Here is a 24,054-nt window from a genome sequence, read left to right on the forward strand (position 1 = left end):
CTTGTCCACTACCCAGAGTGAAGGCAGGAGGGACGGAAAGCCAGGGGAAGGGCGAAATCTGTGGACACGGAATCCGATGTGGATAATTCAATGACTCCATAGAGTGACGTTCCTGTGCGGGGAGGCAGTTGGCGCCTCCCCGCCTACGCCCACCTACTCGTCTCCCGGCACCGGAAACCGCTCCTCGTTCCGGTCGATCTTCGCCGACAGAGCCTCCAGCGCGTCGATCCCGAGCACCTCGCACAGCTGGAGCAGATACGCGAGGACGTCCGCGACCTCGTCGCGCACCCGGTGCGCCGTGCCCGGGTCCGTCATCACCGCCGCCGACTGTTCCGGGGTCAACCACTGGAAGATCTCGACCAGTTCGGACGCCTCCACGCTCAGCGCGGCCACCAGGTTTTTCGGCGTGTGGTACTGCTCCCAGTTCCTGGCCGCCGCGAATTCCGCGAGCCGGCGCTGCAGTCCCGCCACATCAAGTTCCGTCACGGCGTCAGGTCTACCACCGCCGGATTCCGGCGCGCCCCCAGGTCCACGACCGCGGCTCCGTGTTCCCGTGCCGCCCACGCCCCGTCGCCGACCGTCCCCGCGAGGCGGATGTGGCCGCGTCCGCACATCCGCTCGGCCAGCGCGGTGAGTTCCCGTAGCTGCCGGGGATCGAGGCTGCGGTCCATGCCGTCGGCGAGAACCGTGAGGGTCTGGAACGCGTCCGGCACCTCCGCGACCGGATCGACGGCGAGCACTCGGGGGCCGGTGAGCAGGACCAGGGCGAGGGCCAGATACCTCAACTCGCCGTCCCCCAGCCGGTCGACGGGCGTGCGCCGGCCGTCGCCTCGGTCGAGGACCGCCCGTACCGTCCCGTTGCCGAGGTCCTCCGACAGGACGTCGACGACCGGCCCGGCGCAACCCGCCCGCGCGGCGGCGACGAGCAGCCCGTGTCGCGTACTGCACTCGGCGCGTGTGCGCCACAGCACGGCGGCGAGGTTGTCGCAGCCGCTGAGGAGACGGTCGGCGGTGGCCCGGGCGGGGCGGCGCATCCGGCCGGGCTGCGGGTCGCAGGAGAAAACCGAGCGCAGCGCCACCACCACCTGCTCGGCGGCGGCGATGACGAGGCGCTGGCCTTCCGTCTTCCCGGCGACGCGCAGGGGCAGCAGCGCTGTGCCGAGCACGTCGTCCGGCAGGGGCGCGCGGGTCACCGGAACCGTCCCGGCCGTGTGCCAGGCGGCCTGGACGACGCGGCGGCCGGGGTCCCGGAGCGCGGTTTCCAGGAGGGTGTGGCCGTCGCAGGTCAAACGTTCGCCGACGATGCGGAGTTCCGGCTCCGCCTGGACGGCCAGGTCGAGGCGGACCGGGCCCACGGGCCCGGTGACGGTGCATCCGATGCGGAAGCCGCGGCGTTGCTGGGCGTCGGGGCGTGCCCGGTCCGGCACGTAGGCGACCGGGTCGGGGAACACTTCGCCGACGCCCGCGCCGCCGCCGAGCCGGGCCAGTCCCTCGTAGGCGCGCAGGGCGGTGGACTTGCCGGTGCCGCTCGGTCCGGAGAAGAGGGTGAGGGGGCCGAGCGGGAAGTCGGCGCCTCGGTGTACCCCGAAGGCGGAGAGCCGTAGTTCGGTGACGCTCGGCCGGTCCTGGGGGGCCGGGGGCGCGCCCCCGGCGAGCATGGTCATGCCCCGGACCGTAGGTGGCGGCCGGCCCGGAGAACCGTTCTTCCAGGCCGACCTTCCTACGATCGGGGGACCATGGCCTTGGCCGGGTGACTATGCCCGGGGAATCTTGCCCCGGCCCCGCACGCGCTCGGACCCCCCGCCCCGGGAACCGCAACCCCGGCTCCACACACCCCTGGACCCGCACCCCGGGAACCACTCCCCGAGAACCGCCCCCGGGAACCGCACGCGCCCCGGGACCGTTGGACCAGGAAAGGACCTACACCTGCGAACCCGCCCCCGCCACAAACCCCTGCACCTCAGTCCCGGGAGGCGCGAGGAGGAATACGTTCCGGTCGACCCGGTGCATTCCGCAGCCGAGCCCCATGACCACACCGCTGCTGAAGTCCAGGACGCGCTTGGCGACATCGGACTCGGCGCCGCTCAGGTCGAGCAGCACAGGAATCCCCGTCATCACGGTCTCGGCGACCTCGCGCGCGTCCGCGAACACATTGACCCGCAGCACGACGAACCGTCGCCGCGCCTCCGTGTCCACGTCAGGAACGCTTCTGTGATCGACCGCCGAAGGCCATGCGTTACGGCCGCGCAGCGGTACGACCTGGGCGAGCCCTTCCCACTGTTCGTCAGTGACGTCGTGGCTGTTCACTGCCCCCACCCCGTCCGGGCTCGTACTGTTGTCTCCACCAACCAATTCTTACGTCAAGTCACCCGTTCAGCCCAACAGCGACACGGTTCGGGCCCTGCCCGCACCAAGATCCAAGGGAGCGCAAGACGGAGGCTGAGGCTCCGCTCGCGCCCGGGAGCACGGGCTGGTCCAAACCTGTGGGGCGCACGCCAAGATCGCAGTACTCTCCGGCCATGACGACGGACACGGAGTGCGCCGCACTCACCCAGAGCCTGCGCCGCCGGGGAGCGATAGTGCTCGCGGTCTTCGCCCTCGTGTGGGCATTCGCCGGGGGCTCCGGCATCAGCGCGATGCCGGTCTCGGTGACGATCGGCGCGATCGCCGTCGTACTGACGGTGGTGGCCGTGGTCCTGGCGTTCCGCAGCAACTCCCGTCCGGCGTCCCGGATGGTGAACCTCCCGGCGAAGTGGACCCGTGGGGTCGGCATGGTGAACATGGCCGAAGTCGTGGCGATCTTCGCCGTGATCGCGGCGTCGAACGCGAGCGGGCATCCCGAGCTGATCCCGCCCGGCATCTGCCTGGTCGTGGGCCTGCACTTCTTCCCGCTCGCCCGCCTCTACGACCAGTGGCAGTACAAGTGGACTGCCATCTTCCTGACGGTGGTCGCGGTGGCGGGCCTGGTGATCTCGGCGGCCGGCACGACGATGGAAACGGTGCGCGCGATCGTGGGCCTGGGCGCGGCTGCGGTCCTGTGGGCGTCGTCGTTCCATGTGGCGGTACGGGGCTGAGGCCTGCTCGACAACGGCCCCAACTCACGTACCTCATACGGTTATTGACTCAGGTCAGAGAGATCGGACGCTTCCCTCGCTGTCGCAGGGGAGTTCGGCGGCCGGGTGGTTCACGTGGAAGTCGCGGTCGGCCTGGCGTTCCGCCTCGCTGATCGCCGTCGGCTTCACGTTGATGATGCCGCCGAAGGGCCGGTCCACGTCACGGATGATGACGAGGGTCGTGGTCAGCAGCGCGGTGATCACGGTGAGGGTGACGAGCTGGCCGCGGTTGTTCCTGCGGGGCAGGCAGATGCCGAGTGCCACCACGGTGATGACGAGCGTCGCGAGCAGGAACCAGAAGATGGTGCCGGGGATGCTCGCGGTCGCCTGCGTGAGGCGTTCCTCGCGTTCGTCGGAGCGCTTGTTGTCGGCGGCGATCAGCATCCCGAAGGCCGGCTTGCCCTCAAGGGTCTTGAAGGTGCGGCGGAAGTCGGTGGACCACACGCTGGGCGCGGAATGGCCGTTGCCGTCGGCCATGGCGGGCCATTCCCGGGTACGCACGGCGCGCGCGTAACAGACGGCGCCGGCCTGGATGCGTGCCCGCTGGGCCTCCGGCGCGTATTCGGCGGTCTCCACGAGCTGGTCCAGGGCGCGGGCCTCGCCGCGTGAGGCGACCTCGGCCTTGCCGTACGAGCCGTTGGCGGTGACCAGTACGAAGGCGAGCAGCAGGACGGTGAGGGTCAGCAGGGGACCGACGAGGTCCTTGACCGCCATTCCCGTGTCGTCGTCCTCGGTGAGCAGCCTCGGCCGTAGGAACCGGTTGGCCGCGAGTCCGGCGAGCAGAGCCACTACGGCGACGACGATGACGAGGACCACAGGCGGCCACCTCCGAGGGGGGTTCCTCCGCAGCGAGCGCGTGCGGGGCGCGGTGATCATGTCCTGACCTGGGCCTCGACCCGACCCTCAAATGATCTTGACCCACGAACGGGTGACACACGTACGCCCAACGGGACGCCAGGCGCAGGTCACGCTTTCGGCCGCCCGTCCTCCCGCTTAGCGGGAACGCGCCGTGGCCCGTACCCCCTCCCGCCCCCTAGGGTCGCCGCACTCCGATCCACCGCACCGCTTCGCCCGTACGCAGAGAGGAGTTCGGCCATGCCGTCCGAGTCCCCCGTGCTTCCGAGCCCGGGAACAACCGCGAGTCCGAGCCTGGGCCTTGAGGAGCGCATCGCGCGCATCGAGGCTCGGCAGGACATCGAGGAACTGAAGTACCGCTATCTGCGGGCCTGTGACCACAAGGACCCGGAGGGGTTCCGCGCCTGTTTCGTCGCCGAGGGCGCCGACATCGACTACGGCGAGCTCGGCGCGTTCGCCACGGTGGACGAACTCGTCGGTCTCTTCCGGCAGATCGCGCTGGCCCGTGGCGACGAGGGGCACCTCGTCCTGGACATGCACCACGGCGTGCACCCGCAGATTTCCTTCGTCTCCCCCACCGAGGCGACCGGCCGCTGGACCCTCCGGTTCCGGCAGCTCAACCTCGTCGAGCGGACGGAGCGGGTCATGTGCGGTGAGTACGACGACCGTTACGTCGTGGAGGACGGGGCCTGGCGGCTGGCCAAGCACCACTTCCGCAGCCTCTGGTCGCTGACCCGGCCGCTGCCCGAGGGTTACGTCGTGGACGAGGCGGGGCTGCTGTGACCGACGAGATCACCACCCGCGTCGCCCTGGTCACCGGTACCGGCAAGGGAGTCGGCCGGGGCATCGCCACCTCGCTCGGCGCGCAGGGCTGGACCGTGTACGTCACCGGCCGGGGCGAGCCGGGCCCGGACAGCCCGCAGGCGGAGACCGCGCGCCGTGTCACCGAGGCCGGCGGCGAGGGGATCGGCCTGCGCTGCGACCACCGGGACGACGAGCAGGTCGAGGCGCTGATCGCGCGCGTCACGAAGGAGCGGGGCCGGCTCGATCTGCTGGTCAACAACGTGTGGGCCGCGCCCGACGGCATGGCCGGCTTCGACGAACCGTTCTGGACGCGTCCCGTCTCCGACTGGGATCCCCTGGTCGGCATCGGTCTGCGCGCGCACTACGTCGCGTCGGTGCACGCGGCCCGGCACATGGTGGCCCGCGGCAGCGGACTCATCGTCAACATCTCGTCGTTCGGCGCCCGCGCCCCGCTGCACTCGGTGCTGTACGGCATCTCCAAGGCGGGCCTGGACAAGATGGCCGCCGACATGGGCCATGAACTGGCCTCGGCGGGTGTGTCGGCGGTGTCGCTGTGGCCGGGCCTGGTCCGCACGGACGGTCTGGTAGAGGCCGGTGTGGAGGAGGTGGCCGGGTTCAAGCTGGCCGACGCCGAGTCCCCCGAGTTCGTCGGCTCCGTCATCGCCCGCCTCGCGGACGACCCCGGACTCGCCGAGCGCAGCGGTCACACGTATGTCGTCGCCGAACTCGGCGAGGAGTACGGGGTGACCGAGGCGGACGGGCGTCGGGCGGCGTCGCACCGGGCGGCTTTCGGGGGCGGGCCGCTGTACTGAGGGAACGTCACAGGCCGCGCCGGGCGAGCCCGGGGCGCCCCACGACAAACAAGCAGGCGGGCCCGACCGTGTTCACGGTCGGGCCCGCCTGCTCCGCTTTCGCGGCGGTCACCCGGCTCTCCGGCAGCCGCTGGGGGCAGTTGCCGTACCGGGCCCGGGCGTTCCGGCCGGCGGCGCGACCCCGGGTGGGACCTCCGCCGTACCGTCGTCGCCCTGTCCGGACTCAGATCTCCAGCTCGGACTCGATCTTCTTGAGCTGGTGGCGGGCCATCGCCAGGTTGGCGCGCGAGGTGTCCAGGACCAGGTAGAGGAACAGGCCGTTGCCGCCGTGGCTCTTGAGCAGGCGGATCAGGTGGTACTGGTCCGACAGCGTGATCAGGATGTCCTCGATGTCGGACTTGATGCCGAGGTGCTCCATGGTGCGCATCTTGGCGCGGATCACGTCCGTGTTGCCGGCGGCGGCCACGTTCAGGTCGAAGTCCGGGCTGCCGCCCAGCGTGCCCAGCGCCATTCCGCTGGTGTAGTCGACGAGCGCGACGCCGGTGGCGCCCGCGATGGAGGTCAGCGCCTCTTTCAGTGCGGTCTCGGTGTTGGCCATGACGGTCCTCTCAACTTTCAACTATCGGTGGTGGTGCGCGCTTCGGCGGTCGTTGCGCGTGGCGCGCGCGTGGTTCTGGTGGGTAGTGCGGATGCGGTCCTGGGGGCTGCCCAGGTGACCGGCGTGGCCCGTGCCGCGTCCTCGGCCGCGTCGAGCACCTCCCCGATACGGGCGCCGGCGCGGCGCCCTTCCAGGTGCAGCCGGCCGACGTTGACCCGGTCCTGGGCCAGCAGCGTCAGCACGGCGGAGCGGCCGGCCGCGTACGTGGCGACGTAGCCGCTCTCGCCACGCACGAGCAGCTCCCGGAAGCGGCCGTTCCCGGTGGCGTCGGCCACCCGGACGGCGACGCCGAGCGAGGCCGCGGTGAGCGCCGCGAGGCCCTCCGGATCGACGTGCGGGGTGTCGTGGGCGACGACGAGTCCGTCGACGCCCGCGGCGAGGGCTCCGGTGAGCTGCGGTACGCGGGTCCGGAGCCGGCGCAGTTCCTCCAGGACGACTTCGAGGTCCTTCTCGGAGACCATCAGCTCTCTTTCCTCGGCGTTCTCGACGTGCGCGGCGTTCTCGGAGTTCTCGGGGTTCTGGGCGTACTCGGAGTTCTCGACGCTCTCGGCTGTCTCGACGCTCTCGGCTGCCTCGACGTTCTCGGCTTGTTCGGCGGGTCGGTGCCGTTCAAAGCGCCTCCAGCGCATCCCTGAGCCTCTTCAGCAGTGCGATGTCAGGGTCGGTGACCGCGAGTGCGGGACCCGGTGGGACCGGTGGCGGCTCGGGGGCCGCGACTGCGGGCCGGACGAGTCCGGCGCCCGCGAGCCGTCGGACGTCCACGAGGGTGTGGAACGCCTGCCGGCCCAGTTCGCGGGCGATGCCGGGGGCCGTGCGGACGCCGTCCACCTGGTCGAGGACCGCGCGGGCGCGGGGGGTGACCGGCGCGGCGTCGGCCGGGGCGGCGCGGATGAGGGGGGCGCTGTCGGTCGCCGGGTCCGGCCACAGGCGGTGCAGCAGGAGCCTGCGGCGCAGCGTCTCGTGCTCCAGCGCGACGACGGGGACCGAGGGCAGCGCGCCCAGCTGGGGAGTGCCGTCGTAGACGAAGTGGCCCGGCACGCCGCTCGGCGAGAGAGCGAAGAACCCTGCGTCGTACAGGGCATCCAGGTGGCACAGTTCGAGGGCGCCTTCGGTCAACTCCCCCTCGGACAGCAGTAGTTCCGCTGTTTCGGCGGAGCCGCCGGCCTGCCCTGCCGCGCGCTGCCAGGCGGAGCCGTCGAGGGTGCCGTGGGCCGTGAGGAGCACGTCGAGGCCCGGGGCACGGGGACTCTCGGCGTGCACCACGCGGCCCTCGGCGAGGTGCAGGGTGCCGTGTTCGCGGACGAGGACGCCGGTGGCTTTCTCCTCGGCGAGCCGCCGCAGCATCGGCGACAGCGCGCCGGTGGTGCGGTCCTGCGAGGTGGCTCTGGCCCGCACGGGTAGCGGCGGAGGTGAGGCAACCATCGTCATCCCAGCACCAGACGGGAGGCCATTTCGCTGAGCCGGATCCGGGCGAGGGCGAGGTTGCCCTCCTCGCGCCCGAGCCACAGATGCAGGAAGACGCTGCTGTCGAAGGACGTGTCCACGAACCGCAACAGGTGGTAGCTGTCGCGGTTGCTGACTATGACGTCCTCGACGGGCGGCCGCCCGTCCCCACCCTCGTCGGCCGCGAACGCTCCGTGTTCGGCGGCCAGTCTGGCCAGCTCGGCCGCCTCGGCCGCGGCGGTCTCGTGGTCGCCGCCGGGGGCTTCCCCGACGGTGCCGAGCGCAAGGCCGCTGGTCCAGTCCACCAGCGCGGCACCGCGGGCACCGGGCAGCCGCATCGCGTCCAAAAGGCATTCGTCGATTCCGGGCACGCCGATACCCCTCCCTGCTGTTAGCCCCATTGAGTGACAGGGATAGTACGTGACCTGTGTGTGAGGGGTGAAGGGTGTGGAGGTTTCCGCCGTAATATGCTTCCGGCATGATAGGTTGAGGCGTTTGGCGATTGTTTCGCGCCGGTTGTGTCATTGATGCGCGGTGGTGCCGGAGTACGTCAACGGCTGCCGGGCGCAAGCGGGGTGGTGAGGGAGACCTCGTGCGCCCCCTCACCACACATGCGGGGCGGATTCTCAGCGCAGCGGGTCGTACGGAGTCAGGTCGATGCCCGCGTCGGCGCCTCGGGCAAGGCGTGCCGCGACCGTGCCGACGTACGGGCCGATCATCAGGCCTGACGCGCCGAGGCCGTTGACGACGACGAGGCCGGGCACCTGCGGCACCTCGCCGAGCAGCGGCTTGACGTCGGGGCCGACCGGGCGGAAGCCGATGCGGGTCTCCACGTGTGTGGCATCGGCGAGACCAGGAGCGACGGACAGCGCTTCACTCAGCACCTCCGCCACCCCGGCCGCCGTGATCCGGTGGTCGAAGCCCGTGTCGTCCTCGCGCGTCGCGCCGACCACCACCCGCGAGTCGTCGAAGGCCAGCAGATAGTGCTTCGAACGCGGCAGGACGACCGGCCAGTTCACGGTGTCCACGCCCGGAAGGCGCAGGTGCATGATCTGTCCGCGCTGCGGCGCGACCCGTACGTGGACGCCGAGCGGTTCGAGCAGTCGCGGCGCCCACGCGCCGGCCGCCACGACCACCGCGTCCGCGCCGAAGAACACGTCGTCGACCCGCACACCCCGCACCGCGCCGTCCGCGAGGATCGTCGCCGTGCCCTCGACGAACCTTGCGCCGTGGCGCTGGGCCGCGCGGCACATCGCCTCGCGGACCGAGCGGCCGTCCAGGCGTGCGCCGCCGGGGATGTGGATCGCCGGGCCGTCGTGGGCCAGGGGCGGGAACATCTCGCGCGCCCGGCGCGCGCTGACCAGTTCCACCTCGCCGGCCAGCGGGGACTTCTCCGCGCGCTCGGCCACGCGTGCCAGCGCTTCCGTCGACTCGGCCTCGTCGACCAGAAGCAGCGAGCCGGTCCGCCGGTACCCGAACTCGCTCTCCCCGTCGGCGGCCAGCGCCGCCCGCAGCTCCTCGTAGAACTCCGTCCCCGCGAGCGCCATGCGGTACCAGTCCTCGTCCTCCACGCCGGACGACCACGGGCAGATGATGCCCGCGCCGGCCGATGTCGCGCGGCCCGGGTTCCGCGAGTCCACCAGGACGACGTCCACCCCGCTGCGCGCCAGCTCATATCCCGCTGCCGCACCGGCGATTCCGCAGCCGACCACCACGACGCGCATCTTCCGCCCCTCTTCCATCGACTCCTCCTCCGACTCCTCCGACTCCTGCGACCGGACTCCGTTCACCGCACACCGCCCATGCGCCGCTGCACCCATGGCGCCAGCAGGTGCATGACCACGCCTACCCCCATCACCGCGGCTCCGACCCCGGCGAAGTAGCCGACCTCGGTCTCGGGCCGGTACAGCTGCACCAGCTGCGCGTTGATGCCGCCCGCCGCCGCGGAGGCCAGGAACCACAGGCTCATCATCTGGGCGAGGAACGCGCGCGGCGCGAGCTTGGTGGTGGCCGAGAGCCCCACCGGCGAGAGACACATCGAGCCGCAGATCACGACGAAGTAGCTCGCGACGAGCCACCACGGACTGGCCGCTTCGTGCACACCGTTCAGCAGGCCCGGCCCCGCCATCAGGACGAACGAAGCGCCGCCGAGCAGCAGTCCCGTGGCGAACTTGCGGGGTGTGGCCGGCTGCCGGTCGCCCAGCCTGATCCACAGCCAGGCGAAGGTGGGGGCCAGGATGAGGGTGGCGACCGGGTTCAGCGACTGGAACCAGGACGACGGCACCGCGATCCCGAACACGTTGAGGTCGGTACGGGTGTCGGCGAACTGTGCGAGCACCGAGCCGGACTGCTCGTTGACCACCCAGTAGCAGACCGCCCCGATGAACAGCGGAACGTAGGAGATCAGACGGGACCGCTCCACGGCGTCGGTGTGCGGGCTACGCAACATCATGAACAGGTACGCCGCCGGCAGCAGCACGGCGAGCACCGACACCGCGTTGATGAGCGTGTCCACGGTCAGCGAGCCGAGCGCCGCGAGGCCCACGACCGCGACCGCCACCACCGCCACACCCACGGTCGCGCGCATCGCCACCTGGCGCCGTTCGCCTGCGCGCAGCGGCTGCGTCGGCGCGCTCCCGGCCTGGCCGAGGCGTCTCCGTCCCCGGGTGTACACCAGCAGTCCGGCGGCCATGCCGATCGCCGCGAGGCCGAAGCCGAGGTGGTAGTCGACCTGCTGCCCGAGGGTGCCCACCAGGTACGGCGCCACGAACGCGCCCAGGTTGATGCCCATGTAGAAGAGGGAGAACCCGGCGTCACGGCGGTTGTCGGAGGGCTCGTACAACTCCCCCACCATGCTGGACACGTTGGGCTTGAGGAGTCCGGTGCCGACCACGATCAGCACCATGGAGACGAGGAGCGCGGGCAACCCGCCCGGCACGGCGAGCGCGAGATGGCCGCACATGATCAGCACGCCGCCGGCCAGGACCGCGCGGCGCATACCGAGGAGCCGGTCGGCCAGCCAGCCGCCGAGGATGCCGGACATGTAGACCAGGGCGCCGTAGACGGACACCAGCGCGGACGCGGTCGGTTTGTCGACGCCGAGTCCGCCCGCCGAGGTCTGGTCGTACAGGTAGTAGAGGAGGATCGCGGACATCCCGTAGTAGGAGAACCGCTCCCACATCTCCAGGAAGAACAGGGTGGCCAGGCTTCGGGGGTGGCCGAAGAAGCCGCGCTCGGCCGGTTGCTGTGTCTTGGTCAGTTCGAGTTCGCTCATGGGCCGCCTCTCAAGAGGGCGTGCACCGGCGGGAGTTGATGTTGCGGTCAGCCGAAGGTGCCGTCGGGTCGGCGCAGCAGGGGGCGGTCGACCGTCCAGAGCACCTCCGCGGTGCCGGTGCCGCGGTTGTGGATGGCGTGGGGGATACGGGACTTGAAGTGGATCGCGTCGCCCGCGGTGAGCGATGCGGTCTCGTCCGGCAGGAGGAACGTCAGTTCACCGCTCAGCACGTAGCAGAACTCCTCGCCGTCGTGCTGGGTGAACGGCGACGGCTCGGCGGTCGCCCGCACCCGGGTGACCAGGGCTTCGATGCGCTGGTCCGGCAGGTCCGCGGTCAGGACGCGGTGCTCGCGCTCCCCCATGGCCACCCGCTCGGCGTGCGGGTCGTCGTGCCGGGCGATCGCGTACGCGTACCGGCCGCGGCGGCCCGCCGCGCCGAGGAGGTCGGACGCGTCGACCTCCAGGGCGTCCGCCAGGGCGAAGAGCGAGGTCAGGGAGATCGAGTTGATGCCGCGCTCGGCCAGCGAGAGGAAGCCCGCCGACAGTCCGCAGCGCCCCGCCAGGTCCCGCAGGGTCAGGCCGCGCCCGGTGCGGAGCCGTTTGATCTCGACCCCCACCAGGCGCATGGGGCCGCTGTCCGCCCGCTCGGCCGGACGCGCGCTGTGGACCACAAGTTCCTGCCTTTTATTCGCCGTCGAGATCGGCGCGCGGCATGACGCTGACGTAGTCTCCGCGTGCGACGACCTCCGGGGGCTCGTGGACGATGCCCTTCGTCGTCTGGCCGCGCTCGCCCGGGTTCGTGCTGATCAGCTTGACGACCTCGGTGCGCATCGTGCGGGACCGGTTGCCCACCCTGATGAGCTCGCAGCGCACCTCGATGTAGTCGCCGACGTAACACACTGCCGTGAAGTCGACGCTCTCCCAGCGGGCCAGGTAGCCGGCGGACTCGCCGCGCATCACGCCCAGCATCGCGCCGGCGTCGGACATCAACTGCATGTAGTGCGCGGCCGGGATGACACCGCCCGCGTACTTGGTGTCGTCGGCGCGCAGCCGCACGCGGAGTGTGGTGCTGGTCGGGTTGCCGTCCATCATGTGTCTCCTTGTCATACGAAGCGGTGGGAGGGGTGACCGTCGGTCACTCGGGGAAGTGGCACGCGACGGAGCGCTCGCCGGAGCCCGATACCTCAAGCACCGGGTCGAGCGACGCGCACGGCTCGCTCGCCTTCCAGCACCGCGTACGGAACGCGCAGCCGGACGGCACGTGGGCGGGCGAGGGGAGGTCGCCCTGGAGCACGATGCGGCTGCCGCGCGCGTTCGCGTCGGGGTCGGGTACGGGGGCCGACGAGAGCAGTGCCTTGGTGTAGGGGTGCTTCGGGTCGTCGTACACGGCGTCGGTGGGGCCGTACTCGACGATGCGGCCGAGGTACATGACCGCGATGTGGTCGGAGATGGTGGCGACGACGCTCAGGTTGTGCGCGATGAAGATGTACGCGACGCCGAGTTCGTCCTGGAGGTCCTTGAGCAGGTTGATGACCTGTGCCTGGATGGAGACGTCGAGCGCGGAGACGGGTTCGTCGCAGATGACGACGTCGGAGCCGGAGGCCAACGCCCGTGCCAGGCCCACGCGTTGCTGCTGTCCGCCGGAGAGCTGGCTGGGCCGCCGGTCGGCCAGGTAGTCGGGGAGGCCTACGGAGTCCATCAGTTCGGCGGCGCGTGCGTTGCGTTCGGCGCGTGGGCCCTTGGGGCGCAGTACGTCGAGCGGTTCGCGGATGATCTGCTGGACGGTCATCCGGGGATCGAGGGAGGTGAACGGGGACTGGAACACCATCTGTACGCGCCGCATCAGCTCGTCCCGCCGGCGTCGCCCGACACCATCGACGCGGTGTCCGGCGACCGAGAGGGAACCGCTGGTCGGCTCCTCCAGGCCGACGAGGAGGCGAGCGAGGGTGGACTTGCCGCACCCCGACTCGCCGACGACGCCGACGGTCTTGCCGGCGGGCACCGCGAGGGAGACACCCCGGACGGCCTGGATGAGGTCGCCCTTGCGGTGGCCGGGGTAGGACTTGACGAGTGCGTCCGCCGAAAGCACCGGGTCCGCCACACGGGCCTCGTCGCGGACGGCCGGCTCAGTCGGCACCATGGAAATTCTCCTTCCAGTATCGGCAGGCGGAGGCGTGGCCCGGCGCGACGAGTTCCAGGCCGGCGGGAACCGATGCGCAGTCGTCCCGCGCGTAGGCGCACCGGGTGTGGAAGCGGCAGCCGCTCGGCCGCGTCGTCGGGCTGGGCGGCGAGCCGGGGATCGACGCGAGACGCTCCGCACGCCGGTCCGACCGTGGCACGGCGTTCAGGAGGCCTTGCGTGTACGGGTGCCGGGGCGCGGTGAAGATGTCCCGTGTGTCGCCGGACTCGACGACGGCGCCCGCGTACATCACGGTGACGCGTTCCGCGATCTCGGCGACGACGCCCATGTCGTGCGTGATGATCACGAGCGCCATGCCGGTCTCCTCGCGCAGGTCCCGCAGCAGTTGCAGGATCTGCGCCTGGATCGTCACGTCGAGCGCCGTGGTCGGTTCGTCGGCGATCAGCAGGTCCGGGTCGAGGGCGAGTCCGGTGGCGATCAGGACGCGCTGCCGCATCCCGCCGGAGAACTGGTGGGGATAGTCCTTGAGGCGTTCCGCCGCCGACGGGATCCCCACCAGGTCCAGGAGTTCGACCGCCCGCTTCCGGCAGCGTCCGGCGCTCCAGCCCTTACGGATACGGAGTGCCTCGGTGAGCTGGTAGCCCACGGTGAGCGACGGGTTGAGCGACGACAGCGCGTCCTGGGCGATCAGCGCCATCCGGTCGCCGCGTATGTCACGCATTCGCCGGTTCGACAGGGTCGTCAGTTCCACTCCGTCGAAGGCGACCGCTCCCCGGATCCGGGTGCGCCGGTTCTTCGGATAGAGGCGCAGTACGGCCCGCATCGCCGCCGATTTGCCCGAGCCGGACTCGCCGACGATGGCCATCGACTCGCCGCGGCCGATCGAGAGCCCGAAGTCGTTCACGGCGGCGACGGTGCCGTGCGGGGTCGTGAATTCGACCGAGAGCCGCTCGACGCTCAGCAATGGACTGCCTGTCTCGCGCGTGGCTGACGTCATGTCCCCTCCTTCCGCCGGACCGACACGATGGACGTTGGCTGTCATCGCACGATGGACGTTCGCTCTCATCGATCGACCCGTCACTTCAGCTTGATGTCCTGGAGGGTGATGCCCTCGCCCATCTCCGGGGTCCAGATCATGCGGTCGCTGACGCCATACATGGCGTCCGGCTGCCACATCGCGCCCACGGCGTACTGGTCGTGGATGACCTGCTGGGCCTTCTGCCAGAGTTCGGTGTTCTTCTTCTCGTCCGTCGTGCGGCCGGCCTCGGCCGACAGGTCGTCGAATTCCTTGATCCTGGCGATGCTCGACGTGGCGGAGGACTGGATGAAGGAGTTCAGCTTGCTGGCGTCGCCCTCGCCGAAGTCCCAGCCGATGATGTAGAAGGGGCCTGCGCTGCCGCTCGTCATCTGGTTGATGAGGCGGCCCCATTCGACGGTCTGGGGCTTGATGTCGAAGCCGGCCGCGTCGAGTTGCTGGTTCATGGCTTCGTAGATCTGCTTGTCCGCCGGGTAGCGGCCTTCCGAAGTCTTGGTGTGGAGGGTGAGTTTGCCCTTGTAGCCCGCTTCCTTGAGAAGTTCGCGGGACTTCTTGGGGTCGTAGGTGTACGGCTGGATCGACTTGTCGAACTGCTTGACGTCCGGGTCCATCGGAACGCCGAGAACGCGTCCGTGTCCCTTGAGGAGTTCGTCGACGATGCCCTTCACGTCGATAGCGTGCGCGAATGCCTCGCGGACCTTCGGGTTATTGAAGGGCGGCTTTCGCATGTCGAGGAGAACGGTGTTGACGAGGCCCTTGTGGCTCGATGCCACGTGCACGCCGGCCGCGCCGTCGACGCGCTTGACCTCTTCGACGGGGACCCGCTCGATCATGTCCACTTCGTGGGCGCGCAGGGCGTCCACGCGCGTCTTGTCCTCGGGCACGAATACGAACGTCGCCCCTGTCACCTGCGGCTTCTTGCCCCAGTAGGACGTGTTCGGCGTCACGGTCACCGACTGGCCCTTGTTCCAGGTCCCCAGCTTGTAGGGGCCGGTGCCGATGGGCTTCTCGGCGACCTTGGCGTAGCCGGCCTCGCTGAAGTACTTGGGCGGCACGATGTAGACGCGGCCGGTGCCGCCGAAGGGCTGCATCCGGCGCGGGAGCACGGGGTCGGGGTATTTGGTGACGATGTCGACGGTGTGGTCGTCGACCGCCTTGACCTCCTTGACGGACGCGATCTGGCTGGCGCTGACCGACGACGTGGTCTTCGGGTCCAGGATGCGCTCGATGGAGTACTTGACCGCCTCGGCGTTGAACGGTTCGCCGTTCGTGAATTTGACGCCCTTGCGCAGATGGAAGCGCCATGTCGTCGGATTGACGAGCTCGTAGGAGGTGGCGAGCTTCGGGACCAGCTTGTGGGTCTTCTTGTCGAGGTCGAGCAAAGTCTCGTAGATCTGGTTCATGATGGCCAGGTCGGGGCCGCTCGCGGAGCGCTGGGGGTCGAGCATGTCCACCCCGGCACTGAGCGCGATCTTTATCTTGCCGTTTCCGCCACCGCCTTTTGCCGAGGTGTCTTCGACGGAACACGCGGAGCTTCCTGCCAGGAGGGTTCCGGTGGCGATGGCCGCCACCAGCCGGCTGGATCCTCTCATTACGGATCTCCTTACCTGCGCACAGGCACTAGGAACCTAATTCGGGGACAAGCGGTCACGGACCGCTTCGCTGATGATGTTGACGCTGAGAACGAGGAGGAATATCGCGATTCCCGGGGTGATGGTGATCCACCAGGCCGACGCCATGTAGTCGCGTCCGTCGCTCAGGATCTCGCCCCATCCCGGTGAGGCCGAAGGTGCCGAGAGGCCGATGAATCCCAGGCCGGAGATGATGACGATCGCGTTGCCGAAGGCGAGGGCGCCCAGGACGAGAATGGACGAGGCGACGTTCGGGAGGATGTGCCGGAAGACGATCCGCAGACCTGAGCCGCGCATCACGCGGACGGCGAGAATGTATTCCAGTTGGGACACTTCGCGGGTCTCGATATGGACCACGCGGGCGATCTCGACCCATGACGCGAGTGCGACCACGAATACGACGAGCCAGAAGCTTGCGCCCAGAATGCCGACGACGGCAAGAGCGAGGAGGAAGAAAGGAAAGGAGAGCTGAAGATTGGTCAGCAGAATCAGCAGATCTCCGAGCCGACCGCCTCGATATCCGCAGTAAAGACCCAGAAGGGCGCCCACGGCGGTGCCGATCAGGACGGCGAGGGCCGCCTGCACCACGATGGTCTGCGCCCCGGCGAGCACCAGGGACCACAGGTCGCGGCCCAGCGCGTCGGTGCCGAACAGATGGCTTCCCGCGGCGGTCCGGCTGCCGGGCGGCAGGAGCCGGCCCCTGAGATGCTGCGCGCCGGGGTCCATCGGCGCGAGCTTGTCCCCGGCGACGGTGACGACGGCGAAGGCCGCGAGCATGAGGACCGCGATCACGGTCAGTACGCGATGGCGCAGCAGGCCGCGGAACCTCCGGAGGCCGACCGGCGGTCGGGTCCTGGACGCGTTCGTTTCCAGGGTCGTGGTCATCGGTTCCTCCTCACGCCGCAAGCCTCAGGCGCGGGTTGGCGGCGCGGGCCAGCACCTCGGTCAGGACGGTGACGACGGCGAAGATCACGGCGACGTAGACCACGATTCCCTGGACCACGGGGAAGTCGCTGCGGCTGATCGAATGGACGGCCAGGGTGCCGATGCCGGGCCAGGCGAAGACGGTCTCGGTCAGCACGGCCCCGCCGAGCAGGCTGCCGAACTGCACCCCGCCGAGGGCGAGGACCGGGAGCAGCGCGTTGCGGAGCACGTGAACTGTCATGACGCGGCGCTCACTTGCCCCCTTTGTGCGGGCCGTGTCGACGTACGGCATCGGCAGCACGTTGAGGACGGAGGCGCGGGTGAGGCGGGCCATGTTCGGAAAGAGGTAGAGCATCAGGTTGACGCTCGGCAGGACGAGGCTCGCGACGCCGGCGGTGCCGAAGGTGGGCAGCCACCCAAGCGTGACGGCGAAGACCTGAAGCAGCAGAAGCCCCGACCAGAACGACGGCACCGAGTTCCCCACCACGGCGACGGCCTGCACCACCCGGTCGAGGACGCCGCCCCGCCCCATCGCGGCCAGGGTGCCGAGGGGTACGGCGACCAGGACCGTCAGGACGAACGACGACGCCGCGAGGATGGCAGTGTTCGGCAGGTAGCGCAGCACGACGGCCGACACCGACGAACTGTCGAAGTAGGACTTCCCGAGGTCGCCCCGCACCGCCCCGCCCAGATAGGAGAAGTACTGGGCGAGGAGCGGCTTGTCGATCCCGAGCTGTGCGCGCAGTTGGGCGCGCTGGGCCGCGCCGGCGTCCTGGGGCAGGATGAGGCCGGTCGGGTCGCCGCTCATCCGGACGAGGACGAAGGTGAGCGTGAGCGCGCCGAAGACGACCAGGAGCCCGATCGCGATGTGCTTGACCAGGAGTCTCGTCATGGCTGCGAGGGTTCGGCGGGGCGCGGGGTGGGCTGGTAGTAGGCGGTGCGCCAGGCGGCGGCCTTCTTGGCGCCGTTCTCCTCGACCTGCCGCTTGAACTCGCGGGTGACCTCGTCCTCGAACGTGGACACGTGGGCCGCGGTGTCGACCCAGCCGTCCATGTGCGCGAGCATTCCGGCGGTCTCGTAGGCGCGGTTGATGCCCTGCTTGTGGGCGCGCAGCGCGCCGGAGGGGAGCTTCCGCAGCCGGTCGGCGACCTCGTACACGCGCTCGTCGAAGCGTTCGTCGGGCACAGCCTCCGACACGAGGCCCAGACGGAAGGCCTCGGTGGCGTCGAACCGGTCGCCGAGGAGCAGCACTTCCTTGGCCTGCTTGTGGTTCACCATCCACGGCACCATGAGGAACGCGATGCCTGCTCCGAACTGCACTTCTGGCAGGCCGAGTTGGCAGGACTCGGCCGCGATGGTGAAGTCCGCGGGGAGGGAGAGTTCGAAGGCGCCGGCCAGGCAGTATCCGTGGACGGCCGCCACGACGGGCTTGGGCGAGTTCCAGATCGTCCAGCGGGTCCGGTTGGAACCGGAGCGAAGGCTGTCGATGCGCGATTCGGCGTCCTCGTCCGCCACCTGCTCGGCCAGGTCGAATCCGGCGGAGAACGCGCGGCCCCTCCCCCGCAGCACGATCACACGGCAGCCGTCGTCCTTGGCGGCCTTCTCGACGAGGCGACCGATCTCGTCGTACATCGGGAAGCTGAGGGCGTTGAGTTTCTCCGGGCGGTTCAGCCAGATGGTGAGGACGCCCTCGGACTGCTCGGCCTGTACCCATTCAGCGGACATCGTCGGCTCCTCGGTCTCCCGTTTCCGGCTCGGTCTCCAGGACGACGGCGGCGTCGACGGCCTGCAGCGCGCTGCCCACCACCGTGAGCGGATTGATGTCGACGCTCTCGATGTCCGCGTCGGCCCGGCACATGGCGTGCAGCGCGGTCACCTGCCGGTGCAGCTCGTCGAGGTCGACGGCGGGCTTTCCGCGCCAGGGGCGGAGGTACGCGGCCACGGGCGAGTTCTCGATCGCGTGGGCGAACTCGGCGCTGTCGAGCGGTGGGATCAGCACGGCGACGCGGGCGGCGACCTCGCTCAGGACGCCGCCGATGCCGACGACGACGGTGTGCCCGAAGGTGGCGTCCTTGCAGATACCGAGCAGCAACTCCCGTTCGGCAGCTATCTGTTGGGACACCGTGCAGGCGATGTCTGATCCGGCGCCGGGGATCGTACTCATCTGCCGGAACGCGGCGGCCACCTCGTCGGCGGAGGCCAGGCCCAGCCTGACGCCGTTCACGTCCGACTTGTGGGCGACGTTGGCGAGTTGGGCCTTGAGGACGACGGGGTAGCCGATGGCTTCCGCCGCTGTCACCGCCTCCTCGGCCGAGGACACGAGTTCCTGGCGGACGGTGGTGACGCCTGCGGCCGCTACCCGCTGAAGGGACTCGTACTCGGTGAGGGCGTACCCGGCGCCGGCCTCGGACGGCGGCGCTTCTTTCTGCTCGGTCCCGTCCTGGCCCTCGATGCGGGCGAGGAAGGAGCCGCGTGCCTTGAGTGCGGCGAGGGCGGCGGCGGCCTCGGCGAGTGAGCCGTAGCAGGGCACACCGCTGAGGCGCATCGTGGTGAACGCCTCCTCGTGTTCCTTCGCGAAGGGCGTGTAGAAGACGATCGGCTTGCCCAGCTCCTGTTGCAGGGTGGCGAGGAGCGGCGCCGCGCTCTCGAAGGTGCGGCCGTTGTCGTCGACGAGTCCCGGGCGCCACCCTTCTCCGTACAGGCCGTAACTGAGGCCGCCGTGGAACTCCGGGCGGCTCAGGGGGTAGCGCATCAGGGTCCTGAACAGGGTGAGGTCCTCGGTGAACCCGCCGGTCATGTCGACGGGGTTGGACATCGGCGCCCAGGGCGGCAGGTACCGGCCGAACGTGTCCCGGAGCTCCTGGTCGAAGGCGGGGACGGTCAGGCCGGCCCGCTCGACGCAGTCGGTGCCGACGGTGGAGTGGCCGCCGCCCGATCCGACGATGGCGATGTTGTCGCCCTTCATCGGCGGGCAGCGCAGCAGTGCCTCGGCGACGGCCATCACGTGGTCCAGGTCGCGGACCTGCACGACCCCGGCCTGCTCGAACGCCGCGTCGTAGATGTCCTCGGCGGCCGAGAGGCGCGAGGTGTGCGAGGCGGCCGCGCGCCGCCCGGCCTTCGTCACACCTCCCTTGATGGCGACGATCGGCTTGCGCTCGGCGACGGCACGGCATCGCGCGATGAAGTCGGCACCGGCGTTCTCCTGGAGGCTCTCCAGGTAGAGCAGGATCACGTCGACGGCGTCGTCCTGCGCCATGTACTCGACGTAGTCGATGGCGGGGATGTCGGCCTGGTTGCCGAAGCTGACGAACGACTCGAAGCCGAGGTCGTGCCGCTTGGCGTTGTCGAACAGAGTGAGCGCGATGTTGCCGCTCTGCGAGACGAACCCGATGCGGCCGGGGGCGAGGTGTTCGACGTCGGTCAGGTTCATCCGGCTGCCGGTGCTGAACACGCCCATGCAGTTCGGGCCGACGACGCGCATCCCCAGTTCGTTGCACCGGGCGACCATGTCCCGCTGGATCCTGGCGCCGTCGTCGCTCATCTCGGCGAAGCCCGCCGTGAACACGATGCCGACCTTGACCCCGGCGGCCGCGGCCTCCGTCATGGCCTGCGGGGTCGCCTGCATTCCCACGGCGCCGAAGACGAGGTCGGGTACTTCGGGGAGGTCCTTCACCGAGGGGTAGATCGTCTCGCCGCCGACGGTGCCGCCGTTGCGGCCCACGGCGTACACGCGGCCTTGGAAGCCGTAGCCGCGTACCTTGTCGAAGAATTCGTTGCCACTGCGTGCCGATGTCGCGGAGACGCCGACGATCGCGATGCTTTTGGGGGCGAAGAGTGCCCTGAGGTAGTGGTCCACCTGGATTCCTCCTGTCCTCACTGACTCACGTGGCTGACCGGGTTGTTCAGTCGCGGGCGGCATCCGCCGGAAGTTGGAGGGACTGCGGTTCGAGGTACTCGGCCATGCCGTGCGCGCCGAGTTCGCGGCCGTAGCCGGAGTGCTTGAACCCTCCGAAGGGGGCGGCGGGGTTGAAGGCGCCGCCGTTGATGTCGACCTGTCCGGTGCGGATGCGCCGGGCGACCCGTACGGCGTGGCCGGTGTCGCGGGCCCAGACCGATCCGCCGAGTCCGTACCGGGTGCCGTTCGCGATCTCGACGGCCTCGCCCTCGTCCCGGTAGCCGATGATGCTCAGCACCGGGCCGAAGATCTCGTCCTGCGCGAGGGTGGACGCCGGGTCGACGTCCGTGAAGACCGTGGGGCGTACGTAGTAGCCGTCGCCGCATCCGTCGGGAGGGGTCTCGCCGCCCGCGAGGAGCCGGGCTCCGTCGCTGAGGCCCGCGCGGATGAACGCCCGTATGTGTTCCCGCTGTTGATGGCTGATCACGGGGCCCATGCGGGTCTTGTCGTCCGTGGGGTCGCCCACGGTGTGCTTCGCGGCGGCCGCCTGCGCCAGCTCGTTCACGTGGCCGAGCTGGCCGGCCGGTACGAGGAGGCGGGTCCACGCGTTGCACGCCTGGCCGGAGTTGAAGAACGCGTTGGCGACGCTGACCTTCACGGCGGTGGGGAGGTCGGCGCCCGGCAGGACGAGGCTCGCGGACTTGCCGCCGAGCTCCAGGGTCACGCGCTTGACGGTGCGTGACGCGGCGGCGGCCACGGCTCGGCCCACGTCGACCGATCCCGTGAACGAGACCAGGTCCACGTCGTCGTGGTCGACCAGCGCCCGGCCCGCGGCCGGTCCTCCGGTGACGACGTTGAGCACGCCGTCGGGCAGGCCCGCGTCCGTCAGGATCCCGGCGAGGAGCAAGGCCGAGAGCGGGGCCAGTTCACTGGGCTTGAGCACCACCGTCGCACCGGCGGCCAGCGCGGGGACGACCTTGCTGGTGACCTGGTGGACAGGGAAGTTCCACGGGGTGATGGCGGCGACGACGCCCACGGGCTGACGGACGACCAGCGAGTGCCCGATCCGCTCCTCGAAGTCGTAGGACGCGAGCACGTCGGCCGTCGCCGCCGTGACGGTGACGGGGAGTTGGGCGTGCAGGGAGCGGGCGATCCGGATCGGGGCGCCCAGCTCGGCCGTCACCACCTGGGCGATCTCTTCCCGCCGGTCCTCGAGCAGCTTCGCCGCGCGGCGCAGCACGGCCACCCGGTCCGCGACGGGCGTGGCGGCCCACGTCCCGAACGCCTCGCGCGCCGACCTGACGGCGTCGTCGACATCACCGGGTCCTCCGTCGGCCACGGTCGCGATGACGCGTCGCGTCGCCGGGTTCTCCACCTCGATACGCGCTTCGCCGGCCGGTGACGGCCGGGTGACGCCGTCGATGAACTGGCCATGGTGGGGCGTTGGCACGGATCCCTCCTTCCGGGGAACGGCCCTTCCGGGGCACGGCCCTTCCACCGCGTGATTCCTCGCGGCGTGTTCATGACGCTAAAACTAAACGATCGTTTAGACAAGGGGTGTGCATGGCGACTAGGTCCAGTATTCACTGGGGTATAGACCCCTAAACGATCGCTCAGAACTGACGAATGACGGAGGCAAGCCATGATGAGTGACACCAAACCGGTGGTCCTGGCCGTGGAGGACGGCGTCGCCACGGTCACGCTGAACCGGCCGGAGCGCCTCAACGCCATGACCGCGGAACTGCTCCATCTGGCGACCAGTACGTTCGAGACCGTCGCCGCCGATCCCACGATCCGCGTCCTTGTGCTCACCGGGGCGGGCCGCGCGTTCTGTGCCGGCGGCGATCTCTCGCAGGGCGCCGGCGGAGCGGTCACCGCGGGCGTCGGCCCCGAGTCGCGGGCCAAGCTGCTGCGGCAGTTCATGGAGACGTCGAAGCTGCTGCACGAGATGCCGGCGGTGACGATCGCGGCCGTCAACGGCGCGTGCGCCGGCGCCGGATTGTCGTGGGCGTGCGCGTGCGATCTGCGCTATGCCTCGGCGAGGGCGAAGTTCAACGTGGCCTTCCTCAACGCCGGGCTCTCGGGCGACTTCGGCGGTACGTGGACGCTGCCGCGCATCATCGGGCAGGGCCGGGCACGCGAGAAGTACCTGGTGTCGCAGCCGTTCGACGCCGCCGAGGCGGAGCGGATCGGCCTGGTCTCGGGCGTCTTCGAACCGGAGCGGCTACTGCCGGAGGTGACCGCCGTCGCGCGCCGGATCGCGGTCTCGGCGCCGCTCGCGGTCTCACGTATCAAGCAGAACCTGGCCGACAGCGCGACGGTCGACTTCGGGCGCGCGCTCGACCTGGAGGCGCAACGGCACACCGAGTGCGTGGAGTCGGAGGACGGGAGGGAGGCGGCGCGGGCGTTCATCGAGAAGCGGGCGCCGCGGTTCGTCGGGCGGTGACGGGGCCTGCCGGGGGCTGCTGAGGGAGGCCGCTGAGGCGTGAGTCGGCTCGGCGACGGGCCGACTCACCCGTACGAATCAGGCAGCTCGGCGACGGGCCGGCCCACCCATACGGTCGCAGGCCCACCCGTACGGTTCAGGCGCCCTTATAGGTAGGCGGTTCGAACTGCGGTGCCCGCGAAGACCCCACCAGCGAGAGCGCCATGTGTCCGTAGCGCCAGGCGATCTCCTCGGGGCTGAGCGGACCTGCCTCCCGGTACCAGCGCGCCACGAACGTGCACATCACGACGACCGCCCGGCTCGCCTCGCGCGGCCACGGCGCCGTGAACACACCCTTGTCGCAGCCGTCTTCCACGCACGCGTCGAAGAGGCGCTGCAGCCGGTCCCGCTGCGCGACGTTCCGCTCGCGGTTGTCCGGCTCCAGGCTTCTGATCTCGCTGTTGACGATGAAACTGGAGGCGATGTCCGACGCGTTCCACAGGACGTGCGACTGCGCGGCGGCGAACAGCCGGGCCGCCGGATCCGGGCCGGCGCGGCGCAGCGCCTCCTCGGTCCGGTCGATGGAGTTGTCCATGAACCTCGTGATGATCTCCATCAGAAGTTCCTGCTTGGACGCGTAGTAGTGGTACAGCGCCGCCGGGGTCACTCCGGCTTCCTGCGTGATGTCCCTGACCGACGAGCCGTCGTACCCGTGCTTGTAGAAGCAGCGGACCGCGGCGTCGATGATCACCTGCCGGCCCGGCCGGTGCGCACCCGAACCCGCTCTGCCCCGTGTCACAGCCTGCGACTTCCCTTGCTTCTCACGGCCCTCGTCAGCCCACGTTCCCGGGCGTCAGCCTACTCGCAACCCGTGCGCCACCCCCGCGCCGTCCGGCGAGGAAAAGGCGCTGTCGCGCTCCGTGCGACGCCGCCCCCGGGACCGCTACGGACCGTGGCGGATACATGCCAAGGCGTAAACCCGCACCTCTGCGCACATTGCCCGCTCCGGCACCGTAATGCCAGGGTTCGGCTCGCCCCCCGCGC

The 24,054-nt window shown here is 70.0% G+C and carries 25 protein-coding genes; 4 read left to right on the top strand and 21 right to left on the bottom strand.

From position 1 onward, the window contains the following. Positions 1 to 153: 153 nt before the first annotated feature. From ABZ893_RS05510 to ABZ893_RS05520, 3 genes are all read right to left on the bottom strand, one after another. The gene (locus ABZ893_RS05510) at positions 154 to 486 is read right to left on the bottom strand and encodes a nucleotide pyrophosphohydrolase (protein ID WP_361397137.1); all 333 of its coding nucleotides are present in this window, start codon (positions 484 to 486) and stop codon (positions 154 to 156) included. Further along, positions 483 to 1,664 (bottom strand): ATP-binding protein, encoded by a 1,182-nt coding sequence (locus ABZ893_RS05515; protein ID WP_361397139.1) that lies wholly within the window; start codon positions 1,662 to 1,664, stop codon positions 483 to 485. Before ABZ893_RS05515 ends, ABZ893_RS05510 begins: the two co-directional genes overlap by 4 nt. Positions 1,665 to 1,920: 256 nt before the next feature. Next, positions 1,921 to 2,307, bottom strand: a complete 387-nt coding sequence (locus ABZ893_RS05520) for a cell division protein SepF (RefSeq protein WP_361397142.1) — start codon at positions 2,305 to 2,307, stop codon at positions 1,921 to 1,923. Positions 2,308 to 2,519: 212 nt separating this feature from the next. On the opposite strand from ABZ893_RS05520, the gene ABZ893_RS05525 reads away from it, so the two are divergent. Beyond that, positions 2,520 to 3,074 carry a hypothetical protein gene (locus ABZ893_RS05525; RefSeq protein ID WP_361397145.1) on the top strand — a complete coding sequence of 185 codons (555 nt, stop codon included), beginning with the start codon at positions 2,520 to 2,522 and terminating at the stop codon, positions 3,072 to 3,074. Positions 3,075 to 3,128: 54 nt separating this feature from the next. On the opposite strand, the gene ABZ893_RS05530 is transcribed toward ABZ893_RS05525, so the two are convergent. Beyond that, positions 3,129 to 3,929, bottom strand: a complete 801-nt coding sequence (locus ABZ893_RS05530) for a hypothetical protein (RefSeq protein ID WP_361397148.1) — start codon at positions 3,927 to 3,929, stop codon at positions 3,129 to 3,131. A gap of 279 nt (positions 3,930 to 4,208) precedes the next feature. On the opposite strand from ABZ893_RS05530, the gene ABZ893_RS05535 reads away from it, so the two are divergent. Together ABZ893_RS05535 and ABZ893_RS05540 are read left to right on the top strand one after the other, a co-directional pair. Further along, a complete protein-coding gene (locus tag ABZ893_RS05535; RefSeq protein WP_361397151.1) occupies positions 4,209 to 4,751 on the top strand; it encodes a nuclear transport factor 2 family protein in 543 nt (180 codons plus the stop codon). Further along, positions 4,748 to 5,584, top strand: a complete 837-nt coding sequence (locus ABZ893_RS05540) for an SDR family NAD(P)-dependent oxidoreductase (RefSeq protein ID WP_361397154.1) — start codon at positions 4,748 to 4,750, stop codon at positions 5,582 to 5,584. Before ABZ893_RS05535 ends, ABZ893_RS05540 begins: the two co-directional genes overlap by 4 nt. A gap of 223 nt (positions 5,585 to 5,807) precedes the next feature. On the opposite strand, the gene ABZ893_RS05545 is transcribed toward ABZ893_RS05540, so the two are convergent. The 16 genes from ABZ893_RS05545 to ABZ893_RS05620 form a co-directional block, all read right to left on the bottom strand. Further along, positions 5,808 to 6,182, bottom strand: a complete 375-nt coding sequence (locus tag ABZ893_RS05545; RefSeq protein WP_361397157.1) for a hypothetical protein — start codon at positions 6,180 to 6,182, stop codon at positions 5,808 to 5,810. Between the two features lie 17 nt (positions 6,183 to 6,199). Continuing rightward, complete coding sequence (locus tag ABZ893_RS05550; RefSeq protein WP_361397732.1) at positions 6,200 to 6,703, bottom strand: roadblock/LC7 domain-containing protein; 504 nt, start codon at positions 6,701 to 6,703, stop codon at positions 6,200 to 6,202. Between the two features lie 148 nt (positions 6,704 to 6,851). After that, on the bottom strand, positions 6,852 to 7,670 hold the full coding sequence (locus ABZ893_RS05555) for a transcriptional regulator (protein WP_361397160.1): 819 nt from the start codon (positions 7,668 to 7,670) through the stop codon (positions 6,852 to 6,854). Next, the gene (locus ABZ893_RS05560; protein WP_361397163.1) at positions 7,667 to 8,056 is read right to left on the bottom strand and encodes a hypothetical protein; all 390 of its coding nucleotides are present in this window, start codon (positions 8,054 to 8,056) and stop codon (positions 7,667 to 7,669) included. The genes ABZ893_RS05555 and ABZ893_RS05560 overlap by 4 nt, the downstream gene beginning before the upstream one ends. Before the next feature lie 255 nt (positions 8,057 to 8,311). Continuing rightward, a complete protein-coding gene (locus ABZ893_RS05565) occupies positions 8,312 to 9,475 on the bottom strand; it encodes an FAD-dependent oxidoreductase (protein ID WP_361397166.1) in 1,164 nt (387 codons plus the stop codon). Continuing rightward, positions 9,472 to 10,959: a peptide MFS transporter gene (locus tag ABZ893_RS05570; protein ID WP_361397169.1), complete on the bottom strand. Its 1,488-nt coding sequence runs from the start codon at positions 10,957 to 10,959 to the stop codon at positions 9,472 to 9,474. Before ABZ893_RS05570 ends, ABZ893_RS05565 begins: the two co-directional genes overlap by 4 nt. A gap of 47 nt (positions 10,960 to 11,006) precedes the next feature. After that, positions 11,007 to 11,585 (bottom strand): XRE family transcriptional regulator, encoded by a 579-nt coding sequence (locus tag ABZ893_RS05575; protein WP_361397173.1) that lies wholly within the window; start codon positions 11,583 to 11,585, stop codon positions 11,007 to 11,009. 58 nt (positions 11,586 to 11,643) lie between these two features. Then, entirely contained in the window at positions 11,644 to 12,051 is a 408-nt protein-coding gene (locus ABZ893_RS05580; protein ID WP_361397176.1) for a hotdog fold domain-containing protein, read from the bottom strand. A 43-nt stretch (positions 12,052 to 12,094) separates the two neighbouring features. After that, positions 12,095 to 13,099 carry an oligopeptide/dipeptide ABC transporter ATP-binding protein gene (locus tag ABZ893_RS05585; protein ID WP_361397179.1) on the bottom strand — a complete coding sequence of 335 codons (1,005 nt, stop codon included), beginning with the start codon at positions 13,097 to 13,099 and terminating at the stop codon, positions 12,095 to 12,097. Beyond that, positions 13,086 to 14,096, bottom strand: coding sequence for an ABC transporter ATP-binding protein (locus ABZ893_RS05590; protein WP_361397182.1), 1,011 nt, complete (start codon positions 14,094 to 14,096; stop codon positions 13,086 to 13,088). Before ABZ893_RS05590 ends, ABZ893_RS05585 begins: the two co-directional genes overlap by 14 nt. 80 nt (positions 14,097 to 14,176) lie before the next feature. Beyond that, positions 14,177 to 15,727: an ABC transporter substrate-binding protein gene (locus ABZ893_RS05595; RefSeq protein ID WP_361397185.1), complete on the bottom strand. Its 1,551-nt coding sequence runs from the start codon at positions 15,725 to 15,727 to the stop codon at positions 14,177 to 14,179. Between the two features lie 36 nt (positions 15,728 to 15,763). Next, positions 15,764 to 16,651, bottom strand: coding sequence for an ABC transporter permease (locus ABZ893_RS05600; protein WP_361397188.1), 888 nt, complete (start codon positions 16,649 to 16,651; stop codon positions 15,764 to 15,766). A 10-nt stretch (positions 16,652 to 16,661) separates the two neighbouring features. Beyond that, on the bottom strand, positions 16,662 to 17,582 hold the full coding sequence (locus ABZ893_RS05605) for an ABC transporter permease (RefSeq protein ID WP_361397191.1): 921 nt from the start codon (positions 17,580 to 17,582) through the stop codon (positions 16,662 to 16,664). Beyond that, positions 17,579 to 18,415 (bottom strand): enoyl-CoA hydratase/isomerase family protein, encoded by an 837-nt coding sequence (locus tag ABZ893_RS05610; protein WP_361397194.1) that lies wholly within the window; start codon positions 18,413 to 18,415, stop codon positions 17,579 to 17,581. Before ABZ893_RS05610 ends, ABZ893_RS05605 begins: the two co-directional genes overlap by 4 nt. Continuing rightward, positions 18,405 to 20,546: an acetate--CoA ligase family protein gene (locus ABZ893_RS05615; RefSeq protein WP_361397197.1), complete on the bottom strand. Its 2,142-nt coding sequence runs from the start codon at positions 20,544 to 20,546 to the stop codon at positions 18,405 to 18,407. The genes ABZ893_RS05610 and ABZ893_RS05615 overlap by 11 nt, the downstream gene beginning before the upstream one ends. A 46-nt stretch (positions 20,547 to 20,592) precedes the next feature. After that, entirely contained in the window at positions 20,593 to 22,035 is a 1,443-nt protein-coding gene (locus ABZ893_RS05620; RefSeq protein WP_361397200.1) for an aldehyde dehydrogenase family protein, read from the bottom strand. A gap of 192 nt (positions 22,036 to 22,227) precedes the next feature. Between ABZ893_RS05620 and ABZ893_RS05625 the strand changes: the two genes are divergently transcribed. Continuing rightward, complete coding sequence (locus ABZ893_RS05625; protein WP_361397203.1) at positions 22,228 to 23,031, top strand: enoyl-CoA hydratase; 804 nt, start codon at positions 22,228 to 22,230, stop codon at positions 23,029 to 23,031. A 136-nt stretch (positions 23,032 to 23,167) separates the two neighbouring features. Here ABZ893_RS05625 and ABZ893_RS05630 read toward each other — a convergent pair whose 3' ends face one another. Further along, complete coding sequence (locus ABZ893_RS05630) at positions 23,168 to 23,809, bottom strand: TetR/AcrR family transcriptional regulator (RefSeq protein ID WP_361397206.1); 642 nt, start codon at positions 23,807 to 23,809, stop codon at positions 23,168 to 23,170. Positions 23,810 to 24,054 lie beyond the last annotated feature (245 nt).

It is taken from the genome of Streptomyces sp. NPDC046821 (assembly GCF_040645335.1).
In the GTDB taxonomy this organism is placed as follows: Bacteria; Actinomycetota; Actinomycetes; order Streptomycetales; family Streptomycetaceae; genus Streptomyces.

What these genes read in the sequence shown, in the direction of transcription:
- ABZ893_RS05515 (WP_361397139.1), bottom strand. Translation starts at nt 1,664, where the DNA reads ATGACCATGCTCGCCGGGGGCGCGCCCCCGGCCCCCCAGGACCGGCCG.
- ABZ893_RS05525 (WP_361397145.1), top strand. Translation starts at nt 2,520, where the DNA reads ATGACGACGGACACGGAGTGCGCCGCACTCACCCAGAGCCTGCGCCGC.
- ABZ893_RS05535 (WP_361397151.1), top strand. Translation starts at nt 4,209, where the DNA reads ATGCCGTCCGAGTCCCCCGTGCTTCCGAGCCCGGGAACAACCGCGAGT.
- ABZ893_RS05545 (WP_361397157.1), bottom strand. Translation starts at nt 6,182, where the DNA reads ATGGCCAACACCGAGACCGCACTGAAAGAGGCGCTGACCTCCATCGCG.
- ABZ893_RS05550 (WP_361397732.1), bottom strand. Translation starts at nt 6,703, where the DNA reads ATGGTCTCCGAGAAGGACCTCGAAGTCGTCCTGGAGGAACTGCGCCGG.
- ABZ893_RS05555 (WP_361397160.1), bottom strand. Translation starts at nt 7,670, where the DNA reads ATGACGATGGTTGCCTCACCTCCGCCGCTACCCGTGCGGGCCAGAGCC.
- ABZ893_RS05570 (WP_361397169.1), bottom strand. Translation starts at nt 10,959, where the DNA reads ATGAGCGAACTCGAACTGACCAAGACACAGCAACCGGCCGAGCGCGGC.
- ABZ893_RS05575 (WP_361397173.1), bottom strand. Translation starts at nt 11,585, where the DNA reads ATGCGCCTGGTGGGGGTCGAGATCAAACGGCTCCGCACCGGGCGCGGC.
- ABZ893_RS05580 (WP_361397176.1), bottom strand. Translation starts at nt 12,051, where the DNA reads ATGATGGACGGCAACCCGACCAGCACCACACTCCGCGTGCGGCTGCGC.
- ABZ893_RS05585 (WP_361397179.1), bottom strand. Translation starts at nt 13,099, where the DNA reads ATGGTGCCGACTGAGCCGGCCGTCCGCGACGAGGCCCGTGTGGCGGAC.
- ABZ893_RS05590 (WP_361397182.1), bottom strand. Translation starts at nt 14,096, where the DNA reads ATGACGTCAGCCACGCGCGAGACAGGCAGTCCATTGCTGAGCGTCGAG.
- ABZ893_RS05595 (WP_361397185.1), bottom strand. Translation starts at nt 15,727, where the DNA reads ATGAGAGGATCCAGCCGGCTGGTGGCGGCCATCGCCACCGGAACCCTC.
- ABZ893_RS05600 (WP_361397188.1), bottom strand. Translation starts at nt 16,651, where the DNA reads ATGACCACGACCCTGGAAACGAACGCGTCCAGGACCCGACCGCCGGTC.
- ABZ893_RS05605 (WP_361397191.1), bottom strand. Translation starts at nt 17,582, where the DNA reads ATGACGAGACTCCTGGTCAAGCACATCGCGATCGGGCTCCTGGTCGTC.
- ABZ893_RS05610 (WP_361397194.1), bottom strand. Translation starts at nt 18,415, where the DNA reads ATGTCCGCTGAATGGGTACAGGCCGAGCAGTCCGAGGGCGTCCTCACC.
- ABZ893_RS05625 (WP_361397203.1), top strand. Translation starts at nt 22,228, where the DNA reads ATGATGAGTGACACCAAACCGGTGGTCCTGGCCGTGGAGGACGGCGTC.